The 16,274-nt window shown below is 71.5% G+C and carries 10 protein-coding genes; 9 read left to right on the top strand and 1 reads right to left on the bottom strand.

What is annotated here, in order from left to right; all coding sequences use genetic code 11:
* Positions 1–582 precede the first annotated feature (582 nt).
* Positions 583–1,728 (top strand): PP2C family protein-serine/threonine phosphatase, encoded by a 1,146-nt coding sequence (locus tag ACFYO0_RS36845; protein ID WP_388685070.1) that lies wholly within the window; start codon positions 583–585, stop codon positions 1,726–1,728.
* Positions 1,729–1,763: 35 nt separating this feature from the next.
* On the opposite strand, the gene ACFYO0_RS36850 is transcribed toward ACFYO0_RS36845, so the two are convergent.
* Positions 1,764–1,886: a hypothetical protein gene (locus ACFYO0_RS36850; RefSeq protein ID WP_388685073.1), complete on the bottom strand. Its 123-nt coding sequence runs from the start codon at positions 1,884–1,886 to the stop codon at positions 1,764–1,766.
* 1,440 nt (positions 1,887–3,326) lie between these two features.
* Here ACFYO0_RS36850 and ACFYO0_RS36855 point away from each other — a divergent pair.
* The 8 genes from ACFYO0_RS36855 (at position 3,327) to ACFYO0_RS36890 (ending at position 16,263) form a co-directional block, all read left to right on the top strand.
* Positions 3,327–3,587 carry a hypothetical protein gene (locus ACFYO0_RS36855; RefSeq protein WP_388685076.1) on the top strand — a complete coding sequence of 87 codons (261 nt, stop codon included), beginning with the start codon at positions 3,327–3,329 and terminating at the stop codon, positions 3,585–3,587.
* Between the two features lie 9 nt (positions 3,588–3,596).
* Positions 3,597–5,414 carry a BTAD domain-containing putative transcriptional regulator gene (locus ACFYO0_RS36860; RefSeq protein WP_388685078.1) on the top strand — a complete coding sequence of 606 codons (1,818 nt, stop codon included), beginning with the start codon at positions 3,597–3,599 and terminating at the stop codon, positions 5,412–5,414.
* A gap of 6 nt (positions 5,415–5,420) precedes the next feature.
* Positions 5,421–7,610, top strand: coding sequence for a TOMM precursor leader peptide-binding protein (locus ACFYO0_RS36865; RefSeq protein WP_388685080.1), 2,190 nt, complete (start codon positions 5,421–5,423; stop codon positions 7,608–7,610).
* On the top strand, positions 7,600–9,537 hold the full coding sequence (locus ACFYO0_RS36870; RefSeq protein WP_388685083.1) for a TOMM precursor leader peptide-binding protein: 1,938 nt from the start codon (positions 7,600–7,602) through the stop codon (positions 9,535–9,537). Before ACFYO0_RS36865 ends, ACFYO0_RS36870 begins: the two co-directional genes overlap by 11 nt.
* 200 nt (positions 9,538–9,737) lie before the next feature.
* Positions 9,738–11,360 (top strand): nitroreductase family protein, encoded by a 1,623-nt coding sequence (locus ACFYO0_RS36875; protein WP_388685086.1) that lies wholly within the window; start codon positions 9,738–9,740, stop codon positions 11,358–11,360.
* Positions 11,361–11,363: 3 nt separating this feature from the next.
* Positions 11,364–14,090 (top strand): lantibiotic dehydratase, encoded by a 2,727-nt coding sequence (locus tag ACFYO0_RS36880; protein ID WP_388685089.1) that lies wholly within the window; start codon positions 11,364–11,366, stop codon positions 14,088–14,090.
* Positions 14,087–15,136, top strand: a complete 1,050-nt coding sequence (locus tag ACFYO0_RS36885) for a lantibiotic dehydratase C-terminal domain-containing protein (protein WP_388685091.1) — start codon at positions 14,087–14,089, stop codon at positions 15,134–15,136. Before ACFYO0_RS36880 ends, ACFYO0_RS36885 begins: the two co-directional genes overlap by 4 nt.
* A complete protein-coding gene (locus tag ACFYO0_RS36890) occupies positions 15,133–16,263 on the top strand; it encodes a site-2 protease family protein (RefSeq protein WP_388685094.1) in 1,131 nt (376 codons plus the stop codon). Before ACFYO0_RS36885 ends, ACFYO0_RS36890 begins: the two co-directional genes overlap by 4 nt.
* The last annotated feature ends 11 nt before the right edge of the window (positions 16,264–16,274 follow it).

Genomic DNA, 16,274 nt, shown 5'->3' on the forward strand with positions numbered 1-16,274 from the left:
GTGGCCTCCTTGCTGGGCCGGGACGCCTGGCGCGGTTGCGGACGTCTCGCACTGCCAGGTGACGCAATCTACGCCGGGGACAATTGAGCAGTGCCGCCAACAATCGTGCGCTCTCCACTGCCACTACCAGCGACGACAAGCCACTAGTCTTCCCCAGGCGGGGCTGCTCGCGTTGTGGCGGCGCCACCAGGTCTGGCTGGGGCGAGGACGGCACGATCCACCACACCCGCGAAGCAGTCCAAGGCGCCTTCGGTACATGGCGCACCTGGCAGCAGGCCGGCACCGAACCGTCAGCCACCGACCCCACCGCCTTCCCCTACACCACCACTGCAGGCTCCACCTGGGCCTACATCTATCGCACCGACTCAGGCGAAGTCCGACTCCGCCAAGTCCCGCCCGGCACCTGAGGGGCGGGGCCAGCGAACACCACCAGCCTGTACGACACAACGGCCAGGTGGCGGACCTGGTGAGACCCGGGGGGCGACGCCGCGAAGGTGTCGTCCCACGGGGAGCCGCATGAGCATTGAGGACACGGCGGGTGTTGAGTGGAACAGTCGACTCCGGTGAGTCAGGCTGGTTGCCATGCGGTCACTCTTCCGCTCATTCGGCCCCTCAGGAGCGGGCGGTCACAGCCGGGTGCTCTTCAGGCTCGGGCAGTGTCTGCCGTTCGTGATCGTACTGTTCGCGCTGGGTATCGAGCTCTCACCCGCACACGATGTGATCACCGGTCCCATCCTCGCCGCGATACCGGCACTGGCGGCGCTGACGTTGGGCCCGAAAGGCACTCTTTCGGCGGCGCTGGGAGCTTTCTCCGTCACCGTGATCACGGCCACCCTCCACCAGAGCTGGGGTGGCCAGGCCTACAGCAACCTCCTGTCCCTCATCGTGGTGTCAGTGGCCAGTGTCACGATGAGTAGTGCCGTACGTGCGCGCAGGCAGAGTGAGCTGGACCAGGTTCGCCGGATCGCCGAGGCGGCACAACGAGTCCTGCTGAGACGGGTGCCGGCCCGGCTGGGCCCGGTCCGGATGGCCAGCTTGTACCACGCGGCAGAGGCGGGGGCGCAGATCGGCGGCGATCTCTACGCCGTGTCGCAGACCCGGTACGGGGTCCGGATGATCGTGGGTGACGTCCGCGGCAAGGGGCTGCCCGCCGTGCGCTTGGCCGCGGTCGTACTGGGGGCGTTCCGCGAGGCCGTGCACTACGAGGGCGAACTGGTGGAGGTGGTGAACCACTGCGCCGCCGCGCTGGAACGGGAGTGCGCCGTGCCGAGTGTGATCGATCCGACCGCCGCGGAACATGAGACCGAGGATTTCGTCACCGCGGTCGTGGTCGAGGTGTCCGACAGCTTCGTGGTCCAGGTGATCAACCGCGGCCACCCGCCGCCACTGCTGCTGCGCCGCGGCAAGGTCGAGACCTTGATGCCCACCTCGCCGCTGCCGCCCCTGGGGCTGGAGGAATTCATCACCGTTCCTCCTGCCAAGGCGGAGAGATATCCGTTCACGCCCGGTGACCGTCTGCTGCTGCACACCGACGGCGTGATCGAAGCGCGCAGCCCCGACGACGGCTTCTTCGCCCTGCCCGAGGCCATGGAAGCGGCGCATACGTGCGGCACGCCGGAGTTCCTGGAGCGATTGCACCAGGGGTTGATCCGCCACACCGGGGGCTATCTGGCAGACGATGCGGCGATGCTCCTCGTGGAACGGCTCGACGTCGACGGATCCCCCTGAGAACCGACGGGTGGACGGGCGGCGACCCGGACGCGTCAGGACACCAGTCCGTCCAGTTCCTCGCCGATCACCTCACGCAGGGCGTCGTGCCGAGGACCCAGCGCATACCGCTCGTCGCTCCACCACTCTCGCGGATACAGCCACACGGGCCTCCGCACGACATCGCTCGGCTCCCAGTCGAACCTCGGCCACACCACTGGTGAAGGGGCAGTATTCCGAAGCTGCGCTATTCCACGCCAACATGGCCTCTGGGCCTGACGGGCAGACAAGTGCGTCAAAATACGTGCTTTCAATGAGTACGGCCAGACAGCCTGGTCCTCCTCGTGGGCTTGCGGGACTGCCCGCCAAAGAGACCGCTTCTTATGGTGCGATCGTTCGTCGAACCGAGCATGACGGATCTGGTTGAGTGGCTGATGCCGGACGCGCCATATGGCGATTGGTCAAGCAAAAGGACGCTTGCTCCAGATACAACCCGGGGGGAGGTTGGCGAGGTTTGATCTTCACTGGCCGCCGACTGGCGCACCTGGCCGCGCCCGCTGCGGGTGGGCGCGTCCTGTCGACGGGCTCGGGGCTACCTGCGGCTGGCCGAACCGCTCATGAAACATTGGGTCAGCTCGTGCAAAGACGCAGGCGTTTGGTAGGGGGCTGGTGCGGCGGGAAAACAGCGGCGCCGGTGGACTCTTCACCGCGTACCTCGCCGCTCTGCGTGCCGGCCCACAAGGGCAAGCAGAACCTGATGAGGCTCCTTGACCAGTACGGCCTGTGATCCTGAGGTTCCCGACTTGTATTGGCCGTAGCGGAGCGCGGTCGGGTTGGCTGCCTGGAGGACGACCGCGCGTGGCAGGTGACCAGTCGCCGGCGCCGCCGCCATGGGACCGTCCATCCGCGCGTCAGCGCCCGCACCCGGGGCCCGAACTCCTCACCCGTCTTGGCCAGTTGGCCCTCGCTCGCCGCCCGATCCCACAGCTTGAGGATCAGGTCCCCGTCCTCGCTGCCGGTCGTGGGGCGGGACCCGTGCCGGGAGGCGTTCTCCCTGAACACCGGCTCGAAGCCCCCGGGCGCGGCCCGGTACGTCTGCGGGTCCTGCCCCGGCTCGTACGATGCCTTCGTCCCGTAGCTGTCGCGGTGTCCGTCGGCTGCGTTGCCTACGGCGTGGCCGGTCGAGTGGCCCGCGGCGTGGGCGGGCAGCGCGCCGGAGAGGAGTGCGCACAGGGCGAGGGTGAGGGCCGGGGGGAAAGGCGTTTCATGGCTCGTCGCTTCATGGGAGGGCCGTCTCGTTTCGTCGGGCGGGAGAGGCCGTGTCCGGAGTCGAGGCCTCTGGGCGGGGCTCGAACGATCCGCCGCATCGTTCCGCCGTGGGCCAACAGGGGGTGACCACGGCGTGGCGCGTTTCCGACCGGTGGTCCATGGGGCCCATGGGCTGGTCACGGGCGGGTGCACTCCTCCTGAGCGGCGTATTCCGGTCAGGAGAGTGTCACGATGCTGCAGCCCACTGGCAGCAAGCTGACACCGATGTCTCCCCTTGTGCGGCTTCCGTACTGGCATCGTCGAAATGGCCGGAAGCGATCCGGTGAGGAGTTCCGTCCAAGGGGGAAATCATGACCAGGAGCCCGCTGTGTAAGAAGTCGTCCGTCCCCGCGCGTGTTGCCACCGCGCTGGGGTTCGCCATCGTCGCTTTGTCCCTGTCGGCCGGGGTCGCGGCGGCGTCCGCCGTCGAGGCATCCCCGGCGCGGCACCAGGAGGCCGTTCCGGCCGACGCGGCCCAGGCTCTCTGCGAGCGGTTGACCGAGGTCGTGGCCGGCACTCCCGTCGCGGAGGCCGTCGTCCCGGTCTGCAAACTGGTCAACGGCTGGGACTAGGCAGACGCCATGCGGTTTCGCATCCTCGGGCCGCTGAGCATCACGGACGGCTCCGACGCCGCCGTACTCCAGCCCTCCAAACCGACCGTCCTGCTGGCCGTGCTTCTGCTGCACGCCAACACCGTCGTCTCCGTCGAGTACCTGCAACGGGCCATCTGGGGTGAGGAACAGCCGGTCACGGCCAGGGCCGCGCTCCAGACCTGCGTTCTGCGGCTGCGGCAGCTCTTCACCCGGCACGGGGTGATCGAGACCCCCGTCGAGGCGGTGCCCGGCGGATACCGGATCACCGCCGGACCGCGAGCCCTGGACCTGATCGGATTCCGCAACGGGGTGGCCCGGGCCCGGGAATCGGCCCATACCCCGGAGGCCGAACTCCACCTTCTGAAGGAGGCGTTGTCGCTGTGGCAGGGCCCGCTGCTGGCCAACGTCCGCTCCGACGTCCTCCACCGCGACGAGGTGCCCCGGCTCGCGGAGGAACGGCTGAGGACCGTCGAACGCGTCTGTGACCTGCAGTTGCGGCTCGGGCGCTGCGGCGAGGCGCTCGTCGAACTGTGGGGCATGACCCGGGAGCACCCCGGGCACGAGCGGTTCCGCGAGCAGCTCATCGAGGCTCTCTACCGCACGGGCCGGCAGGCCGAGGCACTGGCCGAGTACCGGCGCGTCAAGGAGTACCTGCAGGACGAGCTGGGAGTGGACCCCTCCCCGGCGCTCCAGAAACTCGAACTGACCATCCTGCGGGGCGAGGACCTGGGCCCCGCGGCCGAGGCACAGCGTCCGGCCACATGGGCGCCCGGACCTGAGCAGTGGGCGGGCGCCCCACCCCCGGGGCCCTCGCTGGTGATCCCCGTACCGGGTGTGCCGTCCTTCACCGGCCGGGCGGCCGAGGTCACCGCCATGGTGGCCCGGCTCACCGCGGGCGAGAACAGCGGCGGCGAACCCGTGACCGTGCTGGTGTCCGGAGCCCCGGGCATCGGCAAGTCGGCCCTCGCCCACCATGTCGCCCACCTGGTTCGGGACAGCTTCCCGGCTGGCCGACTGCTGGTGCGGATGGTCCACCCGGACGGGGTGCCGCGCAGTCCGTCCGAGGCGGCGGAGGAGGTGGCGGCGGCCCTGGGCGGCCGTCGGCCGGGCGACCGGGCGCTCCTCGTCCTCGACGACGTGGTGAACGCCGACCAGGTGAGACCGCTCCTGCCGACCGGGCCGGGCGGCGCCGCCATCGTCACCAGCCGGATGGGTCTCGCGGGTCTGATCGCCACCCACGGCGGCTGGGTGCACCGGCTCTCCACCTTCGACGAGGAGGACGCGTACCAACTGCTGCTCGCCGTGCTGGGTGCCGAGCGCGTGGAGGCCGAGCCGAAGGCGGCCCGTCGGCTCGCGGCGGCCTGCGGCCACTATCCGCTCGCTCTGCGGATCATGGCCGCCCGGCTGCTGACCCGCCCCGGACTGCGGTTGTCCGACGGTGTCGGCTGGCTGGCCGACGACCCGCTCGCCCGGCTGTCGCTGGCCGACTCCCCCCGGATGTCCGTCGAGCACGTACTCGGCGGGGCGCTCGACCGGCTCGATCCCAGGCTGGCCGACGCCTTCGTACGGATCGGACGGCTGCCGCTGAAGGCGCTGCGCGCGCAGGACTGCGTACCGGCGCTCGGGATGGCGGCCCCCGAGGCCGAGGGTGTCCTGGAACAGCTCGCCGACGCCGGATTTCTGGAGGAAGGGCCGCCCGGCCCGTACCGGGTGCACGACCTGCTCCGCGTGTATGCACGCGGACACGCCCCGAACGAACTCGACCGGACAGAGCTCCGGACGGCAGACCGGACAGAAAAGGTGTGATCCTCCATGGCTGAAGAAGTGACCGAGGAGTTCGACTCGCTCGCCAGCACCCGGCCCCGCATCCGCCGGGACGTGCTCTTCACCGAGACCCCGGGCGGGGTCCTCTTCCACAACGCAGACGGCGGCTTCCATCTCACGGGCCGCACCGCCTACCGCTTCGCCTCCCTCCTGGTCCCGCACCTCGCCGGGCACCACCGGCTCGGCGACATTTGCCAGGGCTTCGGCACGGCACAGCGGGCCATGGCGGCCGAACTGGTCAAGACACTGTACGAGCGGGGGTTCGCCCGCGACATACCGGAGACCGAAGCCGGCGACTCGGACGCCCTCGGCACGGACGTCGAGCGGCGGTTCGGCGCGCAGATCGCCTACGTCGACCACTACGTCGACGGCGCCCCCGGGCGGTTCGGGCGCTTCCGGAACACCCGGGTCGCGGTACTCGGCGGCGACGACGTCGCCCGCTGGTGCGCGCTGAGCCTGGTCCGCAACGGCTGTGCACGCATCGGTGTCACGGCCGGCTTCCCCGACGTCGAGGCCGAGGCCGAGGAGTCGACTGGGGACGGCTGCGCGACACGGCTCGACCGGATCGGCGCGGACACGGGCTGGGACGGCCTCGACGAGTACGACGTGGTCGTCGTCTCCGGCGCGGATGCCGCCGCCCGCGCCCAGCGGCTCCTTGCCGACGGAGTGCCTGAGGGCAAGACGCTGATCCCCGCCTGGACCTTTGGCGGACGGGCCGTCACCGGCCCACTGTCCACCGCCGCTTCGACCGGCTGCCTGTGCTGCGCGATGCTGCGGCTCGGCGGGAACGTCGACCCGGGTGCGGCCGCCGACCTGTGGAGCGGGATCGCGGCCGGCGCCGCCGCCCTCTCTCCGGGCGCCGGCGGCCCGCTCTTGGGCCCGGTCGCCGCGATGTCGGGCAACCTCCTCGGCTACGAGATCTTCCGGATCGTGACGGGCGCGCTGCCCGCCGAGACGGACCATCAGGTACTCGTCCAGGACCTGGAGTCGCTGGACGTCATGGCCGAGCCGGTCCAGCCCCACCCGCGCTGCCGCCGCTGCGCCTCCCTCACCGACGAACCGGTGGCGGAGCTGCCCGACGGGCTCTCGCTGCCGGTCACGCCGACCGTGGACACGGCCCGCGAGGCGGAGGCCTTGGTCGACGAGCTGAACCGGGTCAGCACCGCGCTGGTCCGCCCGTACACCGGTGTCTTCAGCCGGTACGACGACGAGGGCCTGACCCAGACCCCGCTGAAGATCAGCCGTGTCGAGGTGGCGCTCGGCCATGGTGTACGGCGCAGGATCGCCGCCTTCGACGTGCACCATCTCGCGGGCGCGCGGACCCGGGCGCTGTACGCGGCGGCCGAGGCGTACGTCGAGCACGTGGTGCCGCTTGTGCCCACGGAGACCCGCGCGAGTGCGGCCGCGGCCGTCGGCCCCGATGTCCTGACGACGGGCACCGGCACGGGTCGCACCGAGGAGGACGTCACCGCCTGGATCACCGCGACCTCCCTGCTCACCAAGGAGCCAGTGCGCGTGCCCGCGGCTGCCGTGCGTCCCTTCGGCGCCTACAACCGCGACCGACTGCACCAGGCGACCTCGGCGGGCACGGGTGCCGGCGGTTCGGCGGAGGAGGCGGCCGGACGAGGGCTGCTGTCGGCGCTCGCCCACGACGCGCTGTCGCGCGCGGTCCGCGGTGCTGCGGAGACCGGCACGGTGACCGCCGACGCGGACCCGGAGCTGGTCTTCCTGCTCAAGTCCGCGGTCAACCTGGACATCGAGGCGGAGCTCGTCGACCTCGGCGAGGGCGCCCGCTCCTCGGCCCAGGTGGTGCTGGCCCGGGAGAGCGGCGGGCAGTGGGCGGTCGGCGCGGGCCTGTCCCGCCGGGCAGCGGCCTGCGCGGCGCTGCGCGACCTGCTGGGGCGGATCCAACTCGCCGAGGAGGACGCCACCGAGGCCGTCGACACCGGTGACCCGCTGCTCGGGGACCTCGCGCCCGGCACGATCGCGGTGACCGGCGGGCCCGTCCCCGCGGACGGCGACGCCACCACGTTCGACGCGGTGCTGGACCGGCTGCGCGGCGCGGGCCGGGACGTCCTGTACGTGCCCACCACGCCGGCCGACCTTCCCGCGGGCGGCATCACCACGGCCCGGATCCTGCTCACCACCGGAACCACGGGCGGCAGCGATGCCCGCTGAGACCACCGCCCCGCTGGAGCGCTCCTGCCGGGACCTGGCGGAGCGGCTCCACCGTGGCCTCGCCGCCCACGGCACGGTGGCATCGCTCGACGTCGCACCCCTGGGCGTCCGCGACGCCTTCGGCGACGAGGCGCCGGACGCCGAGCCCGGATCCGTACCCGTGCGGTTCTACGGACGGCACGCCGTCGTCGGTCCGTTTCCCGCCCCTGACGGGGAGCGGCCCGGCCGCCCCTGCGCCCGCTGTCTCGCGCGGCGCTGGCAGGCGGTGCGGTCCATCGCGCTGCGGGAGGCGCTCGAACTCGGCTCCGGCACCCGGGCCGCGGGCGAGTCGCCGTACCTCACCCCCTTCACCGCGGCCGCGCTGGCCGGGCTGATCGCCGCCCGGATCGACGGAAAGCAGCCGCGCACCGGAACGTTCCCAGCGATCCACCTCGTGGACCTGGCCTCCCTGATGGTGCGTCACTACCCGCTGGTGCCCGACCCGGAGTGCCCGCGCTGCGGCCGTAGCGAGGAGGACACCGCCGAAGCCGCGGTCCTCACCCTCCGCCCCGCGCCCAAGCACAGGCCGGGCACCTTCCGGGTCCGCGACATCAGCGCCTACGAGCTGCCCGTCGAGCCGTACGCCAACCCGGTGTGCGGATCCCTCGGCCCCTCCGTCATCCACGACGTGTCGTCCCTGTCCACCTCCGCGACCATCGGCTGCTTCTCCATGCGGTCGGGGGAGTACCTCCGCGAGACCTTCTGGGGCGGCCACGCCGACACCTTCGGGCAGAGCGAGCGGATCGGCGTACTGGAGGGCCTGGAGCGGTACGCCGGCATGCGGGCCCGGGCCAGGGCCGCCGGCGTCCGGGACTCCCTGACCGGACTGCGGGCGCGGGGCGAACACGCCCTCGACGCCCGGGAGTGCGGGCTGTACTTGCCGGAGTTCCACCGCGCCAACCCGCGCGTCGCCCCCTTCACCCCCGACCGTGAGATCCCCTGGGTGTGGGGGTACTCCCTGCGCGACAGCACGCCGATCCTGGTCCCCGAGGTGCTGACGTACTATCACGCGCCGGGCCTGGAGAACCGCTTCGTGCAGGAGAGCTCCAACGGCTGTGCCTCCGGCGGCTGTCTGGAGGAGGCCGTCTACTGGGGCCTGATGGAGGTCATCGAACGCGACGCCTTCCTGCTCACCTGGTACGGGCAGGCCGCGCTCCCCGAGATCGACCCGCGCACCAGCGCCAGGCCCTCCACCCGGCACATGGTCGACCGGCTGGAGATGTACGGCTACGAGGCCCGCTTCTTCGACACCCGGATCTCCTTCCCCATCCCCGTCGTCACGGGTGTCGCCGTACGCCCCGACGGCGGCCTCGGCCGGATGTGCTTCGGCGCGGGCGCGGGACTCGACCCGGAGTCCGCGCTGGCCGGCGCGCTCTGCGAGATCGGCACCGACGCCGTCAACCTCCAGGGCCGCACCGAACGCGACGAGGCACGGCTGCGCGCCATGGCCACCGATTTCGACAGGGTCGAGGCGCTGCACGACCACCCGCTCGCGTACGGCATCCCGGAGATGGGCGACCACGCCCACTTCCTGATCGGGGAACCGGGCGCCCGCCCGCCCAAGCACTCGATGACCGAGCTGTACGGGAACGGCTCGCTGCCGCCCGTCTCCGACGACCTCCGCGACGACCTGAGGAGCTGCGTCGAGGCGGTCACGGACGCCGGGTTCGACGTGATCGTGGTCGACCAGACCATGCCGGAACAACGGGATCTGGGCCTGACGACGGTCGGTGTCATTGTGCCCGGCCTGCTACCGATCGACTTCGGCTGGACGCGGCAGCGCGCGCTCGGGATGCCCCGCCTGCGCACGGCACTGCGCGAGGCCGGACTGCGCGACCGCGACCTGACACCCACTGACTTCAACCCGGCGCCCCATCCCTTCCCGTAACGGGGCGGCGGGCCTCCTTTCGGTGAACACGAAGCGGGGGCCGCGCGAAGTCAACTGCGGTTCACCAGCGCCCCAAAGGGGCGTGGGGAACTGCGCGACCAGCCACAACGAACCCGCAGCCAAATATCGCCCCACTCAGCGGAGCGCCCCGTACCCGACCGACCGAGCGAACGACCACGAACGTGACCAAGGAGTTCACCATGGGGTACGCCCATGACTACGCCGCTGCCATCCTGCAGCGCGGCCGGGTCCCGATGCCGCCGGCCGACTTCGTACCGAACTGGACCGACAGCCCGCGCAAGACCAAGTTCTACCCCGGCACGGACAGCGTGCCGCTGCCCGACGGCGCCTGTCCTGCCGAGGCGACCCTCGACCGCGGACTGAGTGAAGTCCCGGACGAGGACGGGCAGTTCGACCTCGGCACGCTCTCCGGGATGCTGCGCGACTCGTACGGGCTCGTCGGGCGCCGGCTCGGCGTGCAGGCCAACACCGATCTGAGCGCGCTGCCCTCCTACCCGCTCGCCAACTGGTCGCGCGGCACGGCCTCCGGCGGCGGCCTCTACCCCGTCAGCGTCTACTGGGTCTCCGGGCCGAGCGGGCCGCTGACGCCCGGAGTCCACCACTACTCGACCCGGCACCACGCCATGCGGCGGCTGCTGACCGGGGACGTCTCCGGTGAGGTGCGCGCCGCCCTCGGCGAGGGCGCGCCCGGCGAGCCGACCGACCAGTACTTGGTGCTCGGCATCAAGTACTGGCAGAACGCCTTCAAGTACAACAGCTTCTCCTTCCACGCCGTGAGCATGGACATCGGCACCGTCGTGGGGACCTGGCGGATGTGGGCCCGGGCGCGCGGCCTGGGCATCGAACCGGCGCTGTGGTTCGACGAGGAGCGGCTCGCGCGGCTGCTCGGGGTGCGCACGGAAGAGGAGGGCATCTTCTCGGTCGTCCCGCTGAACTGGCAGGGGAACGCGCCGAGTCGGCGGGGCACGTCGTCCGCCGACTCGCCGGTGAACGCCCCCGCCTCCGCCTCCGTCGCCGCCTCGGTCTCCGTACGGCACCGGGACGTCGAGCGGTCCCGTACCGTCCTCACCTTCGACGCCGTACGGAAGATGCAGGCCGCCACATCGAGGCACGCGACCGCACGGCCCGCTCCCGGCGCGCTCGCCCCGGCCGCGGCCCCGCCCGCCGACCCGGCGCGTGCGCAGGTCCCGCTGCCCGTCGCCCGGCCGCTGGACACCGACGTACGCGGCGCACTGCGTCGGCGCCGCAGCAGCTTCGGGCGGTTCGACGCACAGCGTCCGGTCACCGGCGACCAGCTCGCCGCCTGCCTGGCCGCCGCGACGGCCGGGGCCCGGCTCGGCGGCGACACCGGGGACGTCCGCCTGGCCAAGCTGTACGCCTTCGTCAACCACATCGAGGGACTCGCCCCCGGCTCGTACGAGTACGACCCCGACACCCGGGGCCTGCGGCTGGTCCGGGAGGGCAGGCCGGGCGAGTTCCTGCAGAAGAACTACTTCCTGTCCAACTACAACCTGGAACAGGCCGGCGCGGTCCTTGTGCCCACGGTCCGTACCACCGCCGTCCTCGACACCGTGGGCGACCGCGGCTACCGGCTGGTCAACGCCACCGTCGGCGCCGTCTCCCAGGCCGTCTACACCGCGGCGTCCGCCCTGGAGCTCGGCTGCGGTGTCGCGCTGGGCTTCGACAACATCTCGTACATCGAGGAACTCGGCTTGGAGAAGACGGGTGAGGCACCGCTGCTGATCATGATGATCGGCAACGAGCGGCCCGCCCCGGCCGACTTCCGGTACGAGATCGCCTAGCCGATGAGTACTGGGATGAGTACCGGAAGGGGGGAACCTTCGATGCCGTTCATGCTCCGGGTCGCCGGACTGCCCATCGAGACCGTGCACGGCCTGCGCTGCCCCGACAGCCGCCGCTGGGCCGACGAAGTGCTCGCCATGACCGAGGAGTTGCGCGCCACCGGCGAGAGTGTGGGGGATCTGCTGCACGCCCTCGTCGGTGCGAGCGAGGACGACACCGTGCGGCGCAGGCTGCTGAAGCTGCGCCGTGAGGTGTTCAACAACCGGCTGCCGCAGGACGGTGACGCCGCCCTCGCCCTGGTCCGCGGGCTCGACCCGGCGGCGGGCGAACACCTCGCCGCCTGGCTGGCCGGCCGACGGCGGCTGGCGGACCGGGAAGCCGGAGGCGCCGCACTGCTCGCCGCCGAGACCGGACGCAGCCGCGCCGAACTGCGCCGTCTGGTGGGGGAGGAGCGGCTGCGCGGTGGCCTGCTGCTGGCCTCGCCCTCGCTGGACGCGCAGCTCGGTGCCTTCGCGGGGACGGCACCGGACCGCCCCGGCAAGAAGCAGCGCAAGATCGAGCGCTCGCTGCTCTCTTACCTGTACCGGACGGTCTGCAAGACCAGCCCGTTCAGCACCTTCACCGGAGTCGCCCTCGGCGGGTTCGGCGACGGCGGCCTGGACGTACGGATCGACGACGAGTGGACCAGCCACCCGCGGCTCAGCGTGGTCGCCGTCGCGCGGCTCGCCGAGGCCGTGGTCGCCGACCCCGCCCGCCGCGCCGACCTGCCGGTGACCCTCGCCTCCGGCTGGGGCCGCGACGACGACCGCGTGCGCTATGTGCGGCGCTGGGTGACCGCGGGCGACGACGACACCGCCGTCACCTTCGACGCCGTCAAGGACCGGCTGTTCTTCCTGCGCCGCAGCGGCACCCTGGAGCGACTGCTCGGCCTCTTCGAGGAGCGCGGGACACTCCGCTACGGCGAACTGGCCGCCTGGCTGGCCGCCGACCGGGACGCCCCGCCGGACGAGGTCGAGCAGTACCTGGAGGCCCTCCTCGACCTCGGTATGGTCCAGGTGCCCTGTCTGCGCACGGAGGTGCACGACACCGACCCGCTGCGCGCCTTCCAGGCGTCACTGCGGGATCTGGGCCGCCCCTGGGCCGATCTCCTCGCGGACCGCCTCGACGGGCCGATCGCCTGCGTCGACGGCTTCGCGGCCGCCGATCCCGGCGGACGCGGTGAACTGCTGCGCCGGCTGCGCGAGGGACTGCGGACCGTCCAGGAGGACCTGGGCACCGAGCGCGCCAAGGTCCCGCAGACCGTGCTGTACGAGGACGCCGCCGCCGGCCGGGACGTCACGCTCGGCTTGGACGCCTGGACGGAACTGGCCGCCGGACCGCTGGGCGCGGTGGAGCGGATCCTGCCCGCCTTCGACCTGACCCTGCCGCAGCGCATCACCTTCAAGGGCTTCTTCCTCGCCCGCTACGGACAGGGCGGGCGCTGCGACGACCTGCTCAAGCTCGTTCACGACTTCCACGAGGACTTCTTCGACCAGTACATGTCCTTCACCGCGGGGCGCACCGCCTTCGACTCGGAGGGACGGTACGTGCCCGAGGAGAACTGGCTGGGCCTGGCCCAGCTGAAGGCACTCGACACCGCGCGCCAGACGTTCGTGGAGCGGATGCGAACGCTGTGGGACGCGGCGGCGGGCACCGACGAGGTGCTCGTCGACGAGGCCTTCCTCGCCGATGTCGCGGACGAACTGGCCGATGTGGCACCGAAGTTCGAGCCCATGAGCCACCACCTCCAGCTCGCCCACGGCGCCGGGGAGCCGCTGGTCGTCCTCAACCGCTCGTACGGCGGACTGTCGTTCCCCTTCAGCCGGTTCACGCACTGCTTCGACGGGCTCGACGACCGGCTGCGCGCGGACGCGGACGGCCTGTGCCCGCCGGGCGCGGTGTTCGCCGAGGTCACCGGAGGGCCGGTCACCAGCAACCTCAATCTGCACGGCCGGCTGACCGAGTACGAGATCGTCTGCCCCGGCGAGACGGGCACCCTGCCCGAGGAGCTCGCCCTGCGCCTCGACGACCTGTACATCCAGCACGACGAGACCGAGGACCGGCTGGTCCTGCGCTCACTGCGGTTGGGACGCGAGGTAATCCCCGTCTACCTCGGCTATCTCGTGCCGCTCGCCCTGCCGGAGCTGCCCCGCACCCTGCTCCTGCTCTCTCCGACCTCGATGGCTCCGCTCAACGTCTGGGGCGGGATCCCGGAGAGCGAGCCGGACGACGGAGTGACCCGGCGGCCGCGTGTCCGGCACGGCAGCGTCGTGCTCAGCCGACGCAGCTGGAGCGCGCCCGCCTCCGTACTGCCCCTGCACGCGCCCGGCACACCGGACGAGGAGTGGTTCCTCGGCTGGCACCGCTTCCGGCGGGCGCACCGGCTGCCCGACCGGGTCTTCGTGACCGTCTCGGACAGCGGGGCGCGCGGTGCGACCGGCGCCAAGCCGCAGTACCTCGACTTCGACAGCCCGCTGTCGCTGAACGCGTTCGAGGCGCTGCTCAAGACATCGGAAGCCCGTGCGGTGTTCCGGGAGATGCTCCCGGACGAGGACGGTCTGCACGCCGTCTCCCGCCGGGGCCGCCATGTCGCCGAACTGGCGTTGGAGACTGCGGCGTTCACCGACGTTTCGACCGGCGTCCACGCTGACGTCTCCACGGCCGCCATCCGACGGAGGACCACATCATGACCACCACCACGGTCACCGGAGCCGGCGCGTGGCAGGCCACGCACGTCTTCTACGCCGCCAACCCGCGCCCCCTGCTCATCGAGTGCGTCCGCCCGCTGGTGGACGAACTGGAGTCACAGGGGCTGATCGCGGGCTACTTCTTCATCAACTACTGGCTGGAGGGCCCGCATGTGCGGCTGCGCCTCAAGCCCGCGTCGCCCGACGCCGAGCCGGAGGTGCGCCGCCGCACCGAGCGGGCCGTCGACGCCTTCCTCGCCGAACGCCCCGCGCTGTACGAGGTGGACTCCGGCTTCCTCAACGACTTCTACAACACCCTCTTCGAGATCGAGTTCCCGGGCAGCGAACGCGGCCACTACATGGACGACCAGGGGCGGATGAACCTGCGTCCCAACAACTCCCGCAGCGCAGAGGCGTACGAACCGGAGTACGGCAAGTACGGTGGCCCGGCCGGGATCGAGCTGGCCGAGTGGCACTTCCGGCACTCCAGCGATCTGGTCATCGACGCCTTCCGCACCAAGAACCTGCATCTGCGGACGGTCCTGCTCGGCACCGCGGCCCAGCTGATGATGGTGATGTCCGGGACGTTCCTGCCGGGCGACCAGGAGCTCGCCGACTACCTGGACAACTACTACGAGTTCTGGCACAAGGCCTTCCCCGGCACCGGCTTCATCGGCAGCGCGGAATACGACAGCAACTACGCGGCGATGGCCCCCGGCCTGACCGCCCGCTTCGCCGGGATCCGCGCGGCCGTCACCCGGGGCGAGCCCGGCGGACTGCCCGCCTTCCTGGCGGGCTGGGCCGAGCACTGCGCCGAACTGCGGGACCGCGCACGGGTGCTGGCGGCCGACGGCGACCTGGTGTTCCGGTCCTGGGACGGCGAACGGGACGAGACGGTCACGGATCCGGCGGTGGCTCTGCCACTGCTCCTCTCCCCGTACATGCACATGACGAACAACAGGCTGCACGTCACCATCCGGGACGAGGCGTACCTCTCCCACGTCCTGGGCCGCTGCCTGCGTGAGGGGACCTTGGGGGCCGAGTCATGAGCGCCCCGGCATCCCCGGCCTCCCTGGAGGCCTACCGCCCCGAGCTGCGGCCGGGGGTACGGGTCAGCGACGAGCTGCTGCTGGGCAGCGGGACCGTACATCTGATCAAGAACACGGAGAGCGGGCAGTCCTTCAAGGTGGGGGTCAGGGAACACTTCCTGATCTCGCGGATGGACGGTTCGCACAGCCTGGAGGAGATCGGCGCGCAGTACGCGGGGCGGTACGGGCGGCGGCTGGCCGATACCAACTGGCAGCAGCTGCTGCGGATGCTGGGCACCCGCGGGCTGCTGGCGGGGGCACCCGCGGCGGATCCGGCGCCGGCACCGCAGGACACGAAGACGCCGAAGAGCGAGCGGCGGTTCATGCGCGGCACGCTGCCGCTCGTCGCCGACCCGGACGCGACCGCGGGGCGGCTGCATCGCGCGGCCGGGTTCCTGCTCTCTGCCTGGTGGATGGTGCCGCTACTGATACTGGTGGCCGTCATGGAGACCGTCGTGGTCCTGCGGGCGGGCGAACTGGCCCTGGCCACCCGGGAGACGTTCACGAACCCGGTCCTGCTGACCGCGACGGGCGCCTTGCTGTGGCTGAGCACCGCCCTGCACGAGCTGGCACACGGGGTGGTGGCCAAGCACTACGGAGGCCGCGTCGCCGAGATCGGTCTGCGCTGGCGGCTGCCCTCGGTGATCATGTTTTGCACGGTCGACAACTACCTCTATCTGCCCACCCGTTGGGCCCGCGTGGCGACGGCCCTGGCCGGCGCGGCGATGAACCTGCTGTTCCTGCTGCCGTTCTTCGCCCTCTTGCTGCTGGTCCCCCTGGACGACGCCACCCACGACGCCCTGGCGGCGCTGCTGTTCCTCGGCAGCATCCAGGCGTTCGCCATGCTGGTCCCGCTCCCGCCGCTCGACGGATACAAGATCGTCGGCCAGTTGCTCGGCGCGACCGAACTGGCCGCGTCCAGCGGCGCGTATCTGCGCCTGGCCGTCCGCCGGGACCCCCTCGCGGCCGGCTATCCGCGCCGCGCCCGGATCGCGTACACCGCCTACGGGCTGCTCTGCCTGCTCGTCCTCGGCGCACTCGTCGCGGGCGCGGTGTCCCTCACCCACTTTCTGCTGACGACGCCATGAACACCGCGAGC

Source organism: Streptomyces sp. NPDC006365, assembly GCF_042870755.1.
In the GTDB taxonomy this organism is placed as follows: Bacteria; Actinomycetota; Actinomycetes; order Streptomycetales; family Streptomycetaceae; genus Streptomyces; species Streptomyces xiangluensis.

What these genes read in the sequence shown, in the direction of transcription:
- ACFYO0_RS36845 (WP_388685070.1), top strand. Translation starts at nt 583, where the DNA reads ATGCGGTCACTCTTCCGCTCATTCGGCCCCTCAGGAGCGGGCGGTCAC.
- ACFYO0_RS36855 (WP_388685076.1), top strand. Translation starts at nt 3,327, where the DNA reads ATGACCAGGAGCCCGCTGTGTAAGAAGTCGTCCGTCCCCGCGCGTGTT.
- ACFYO0_RS36860 (WP_388685078.1), top strand. Translation starts at nt 3,597, where the DNA reads ATGCGGTTTCGCATCCTCGGGCCGCTGAGCATCACGGACGGCTCCGAC.
- ACFYO0_RS36865 (WP_388685080.1), top strand. Translation starts at nt 5,421, where the DNA reads ATGGCTGAAGAAGTGACCGAGGAGTTCGACTCGCTCGCCAGCACCCGG.
- ACFYO0_RS36870 (WP_388685083.1), top strand. Translation starts at nt 7,600, where the DNA reads ATGCCCGCTGAGACCACCGCCCCGCTGGAGCGCTCCTGCCGGGACCTG.
- ACFYO0_RS36875 (WP_388685086.1), top strand. Translation starts at nt 9,738, where the DNA reads ATGGGGTACGCCCATGACTACGCCGCTGCCATCCTGCAGCGCGGCCGG.
- ACFYO0_RS36880 (WP_388685089.1), top strand. Translation starts at nt 11,364, where the DNA reads ATGAGTACTGGGATGAGTACCGGAAGGGGGGAACCTTCGATGCCGTTC.
- ACFYO0_RS36885 (WP_388685091.1), top strand. Translation starts at nt 14,087, where the DNA reads ATGACCACCACCACGGTCACCGGAGCCGGCGCGTGGCAGGCCACGCAC.
- ACFYO0_RS36890 (WP_388685094.1), top strand. Translation starts at nt 15,133, where the DNA reads ATGAGCGCCCCGGCATCCCCGGCCTCCCTGGAGGCCTACCGCCCCGAG.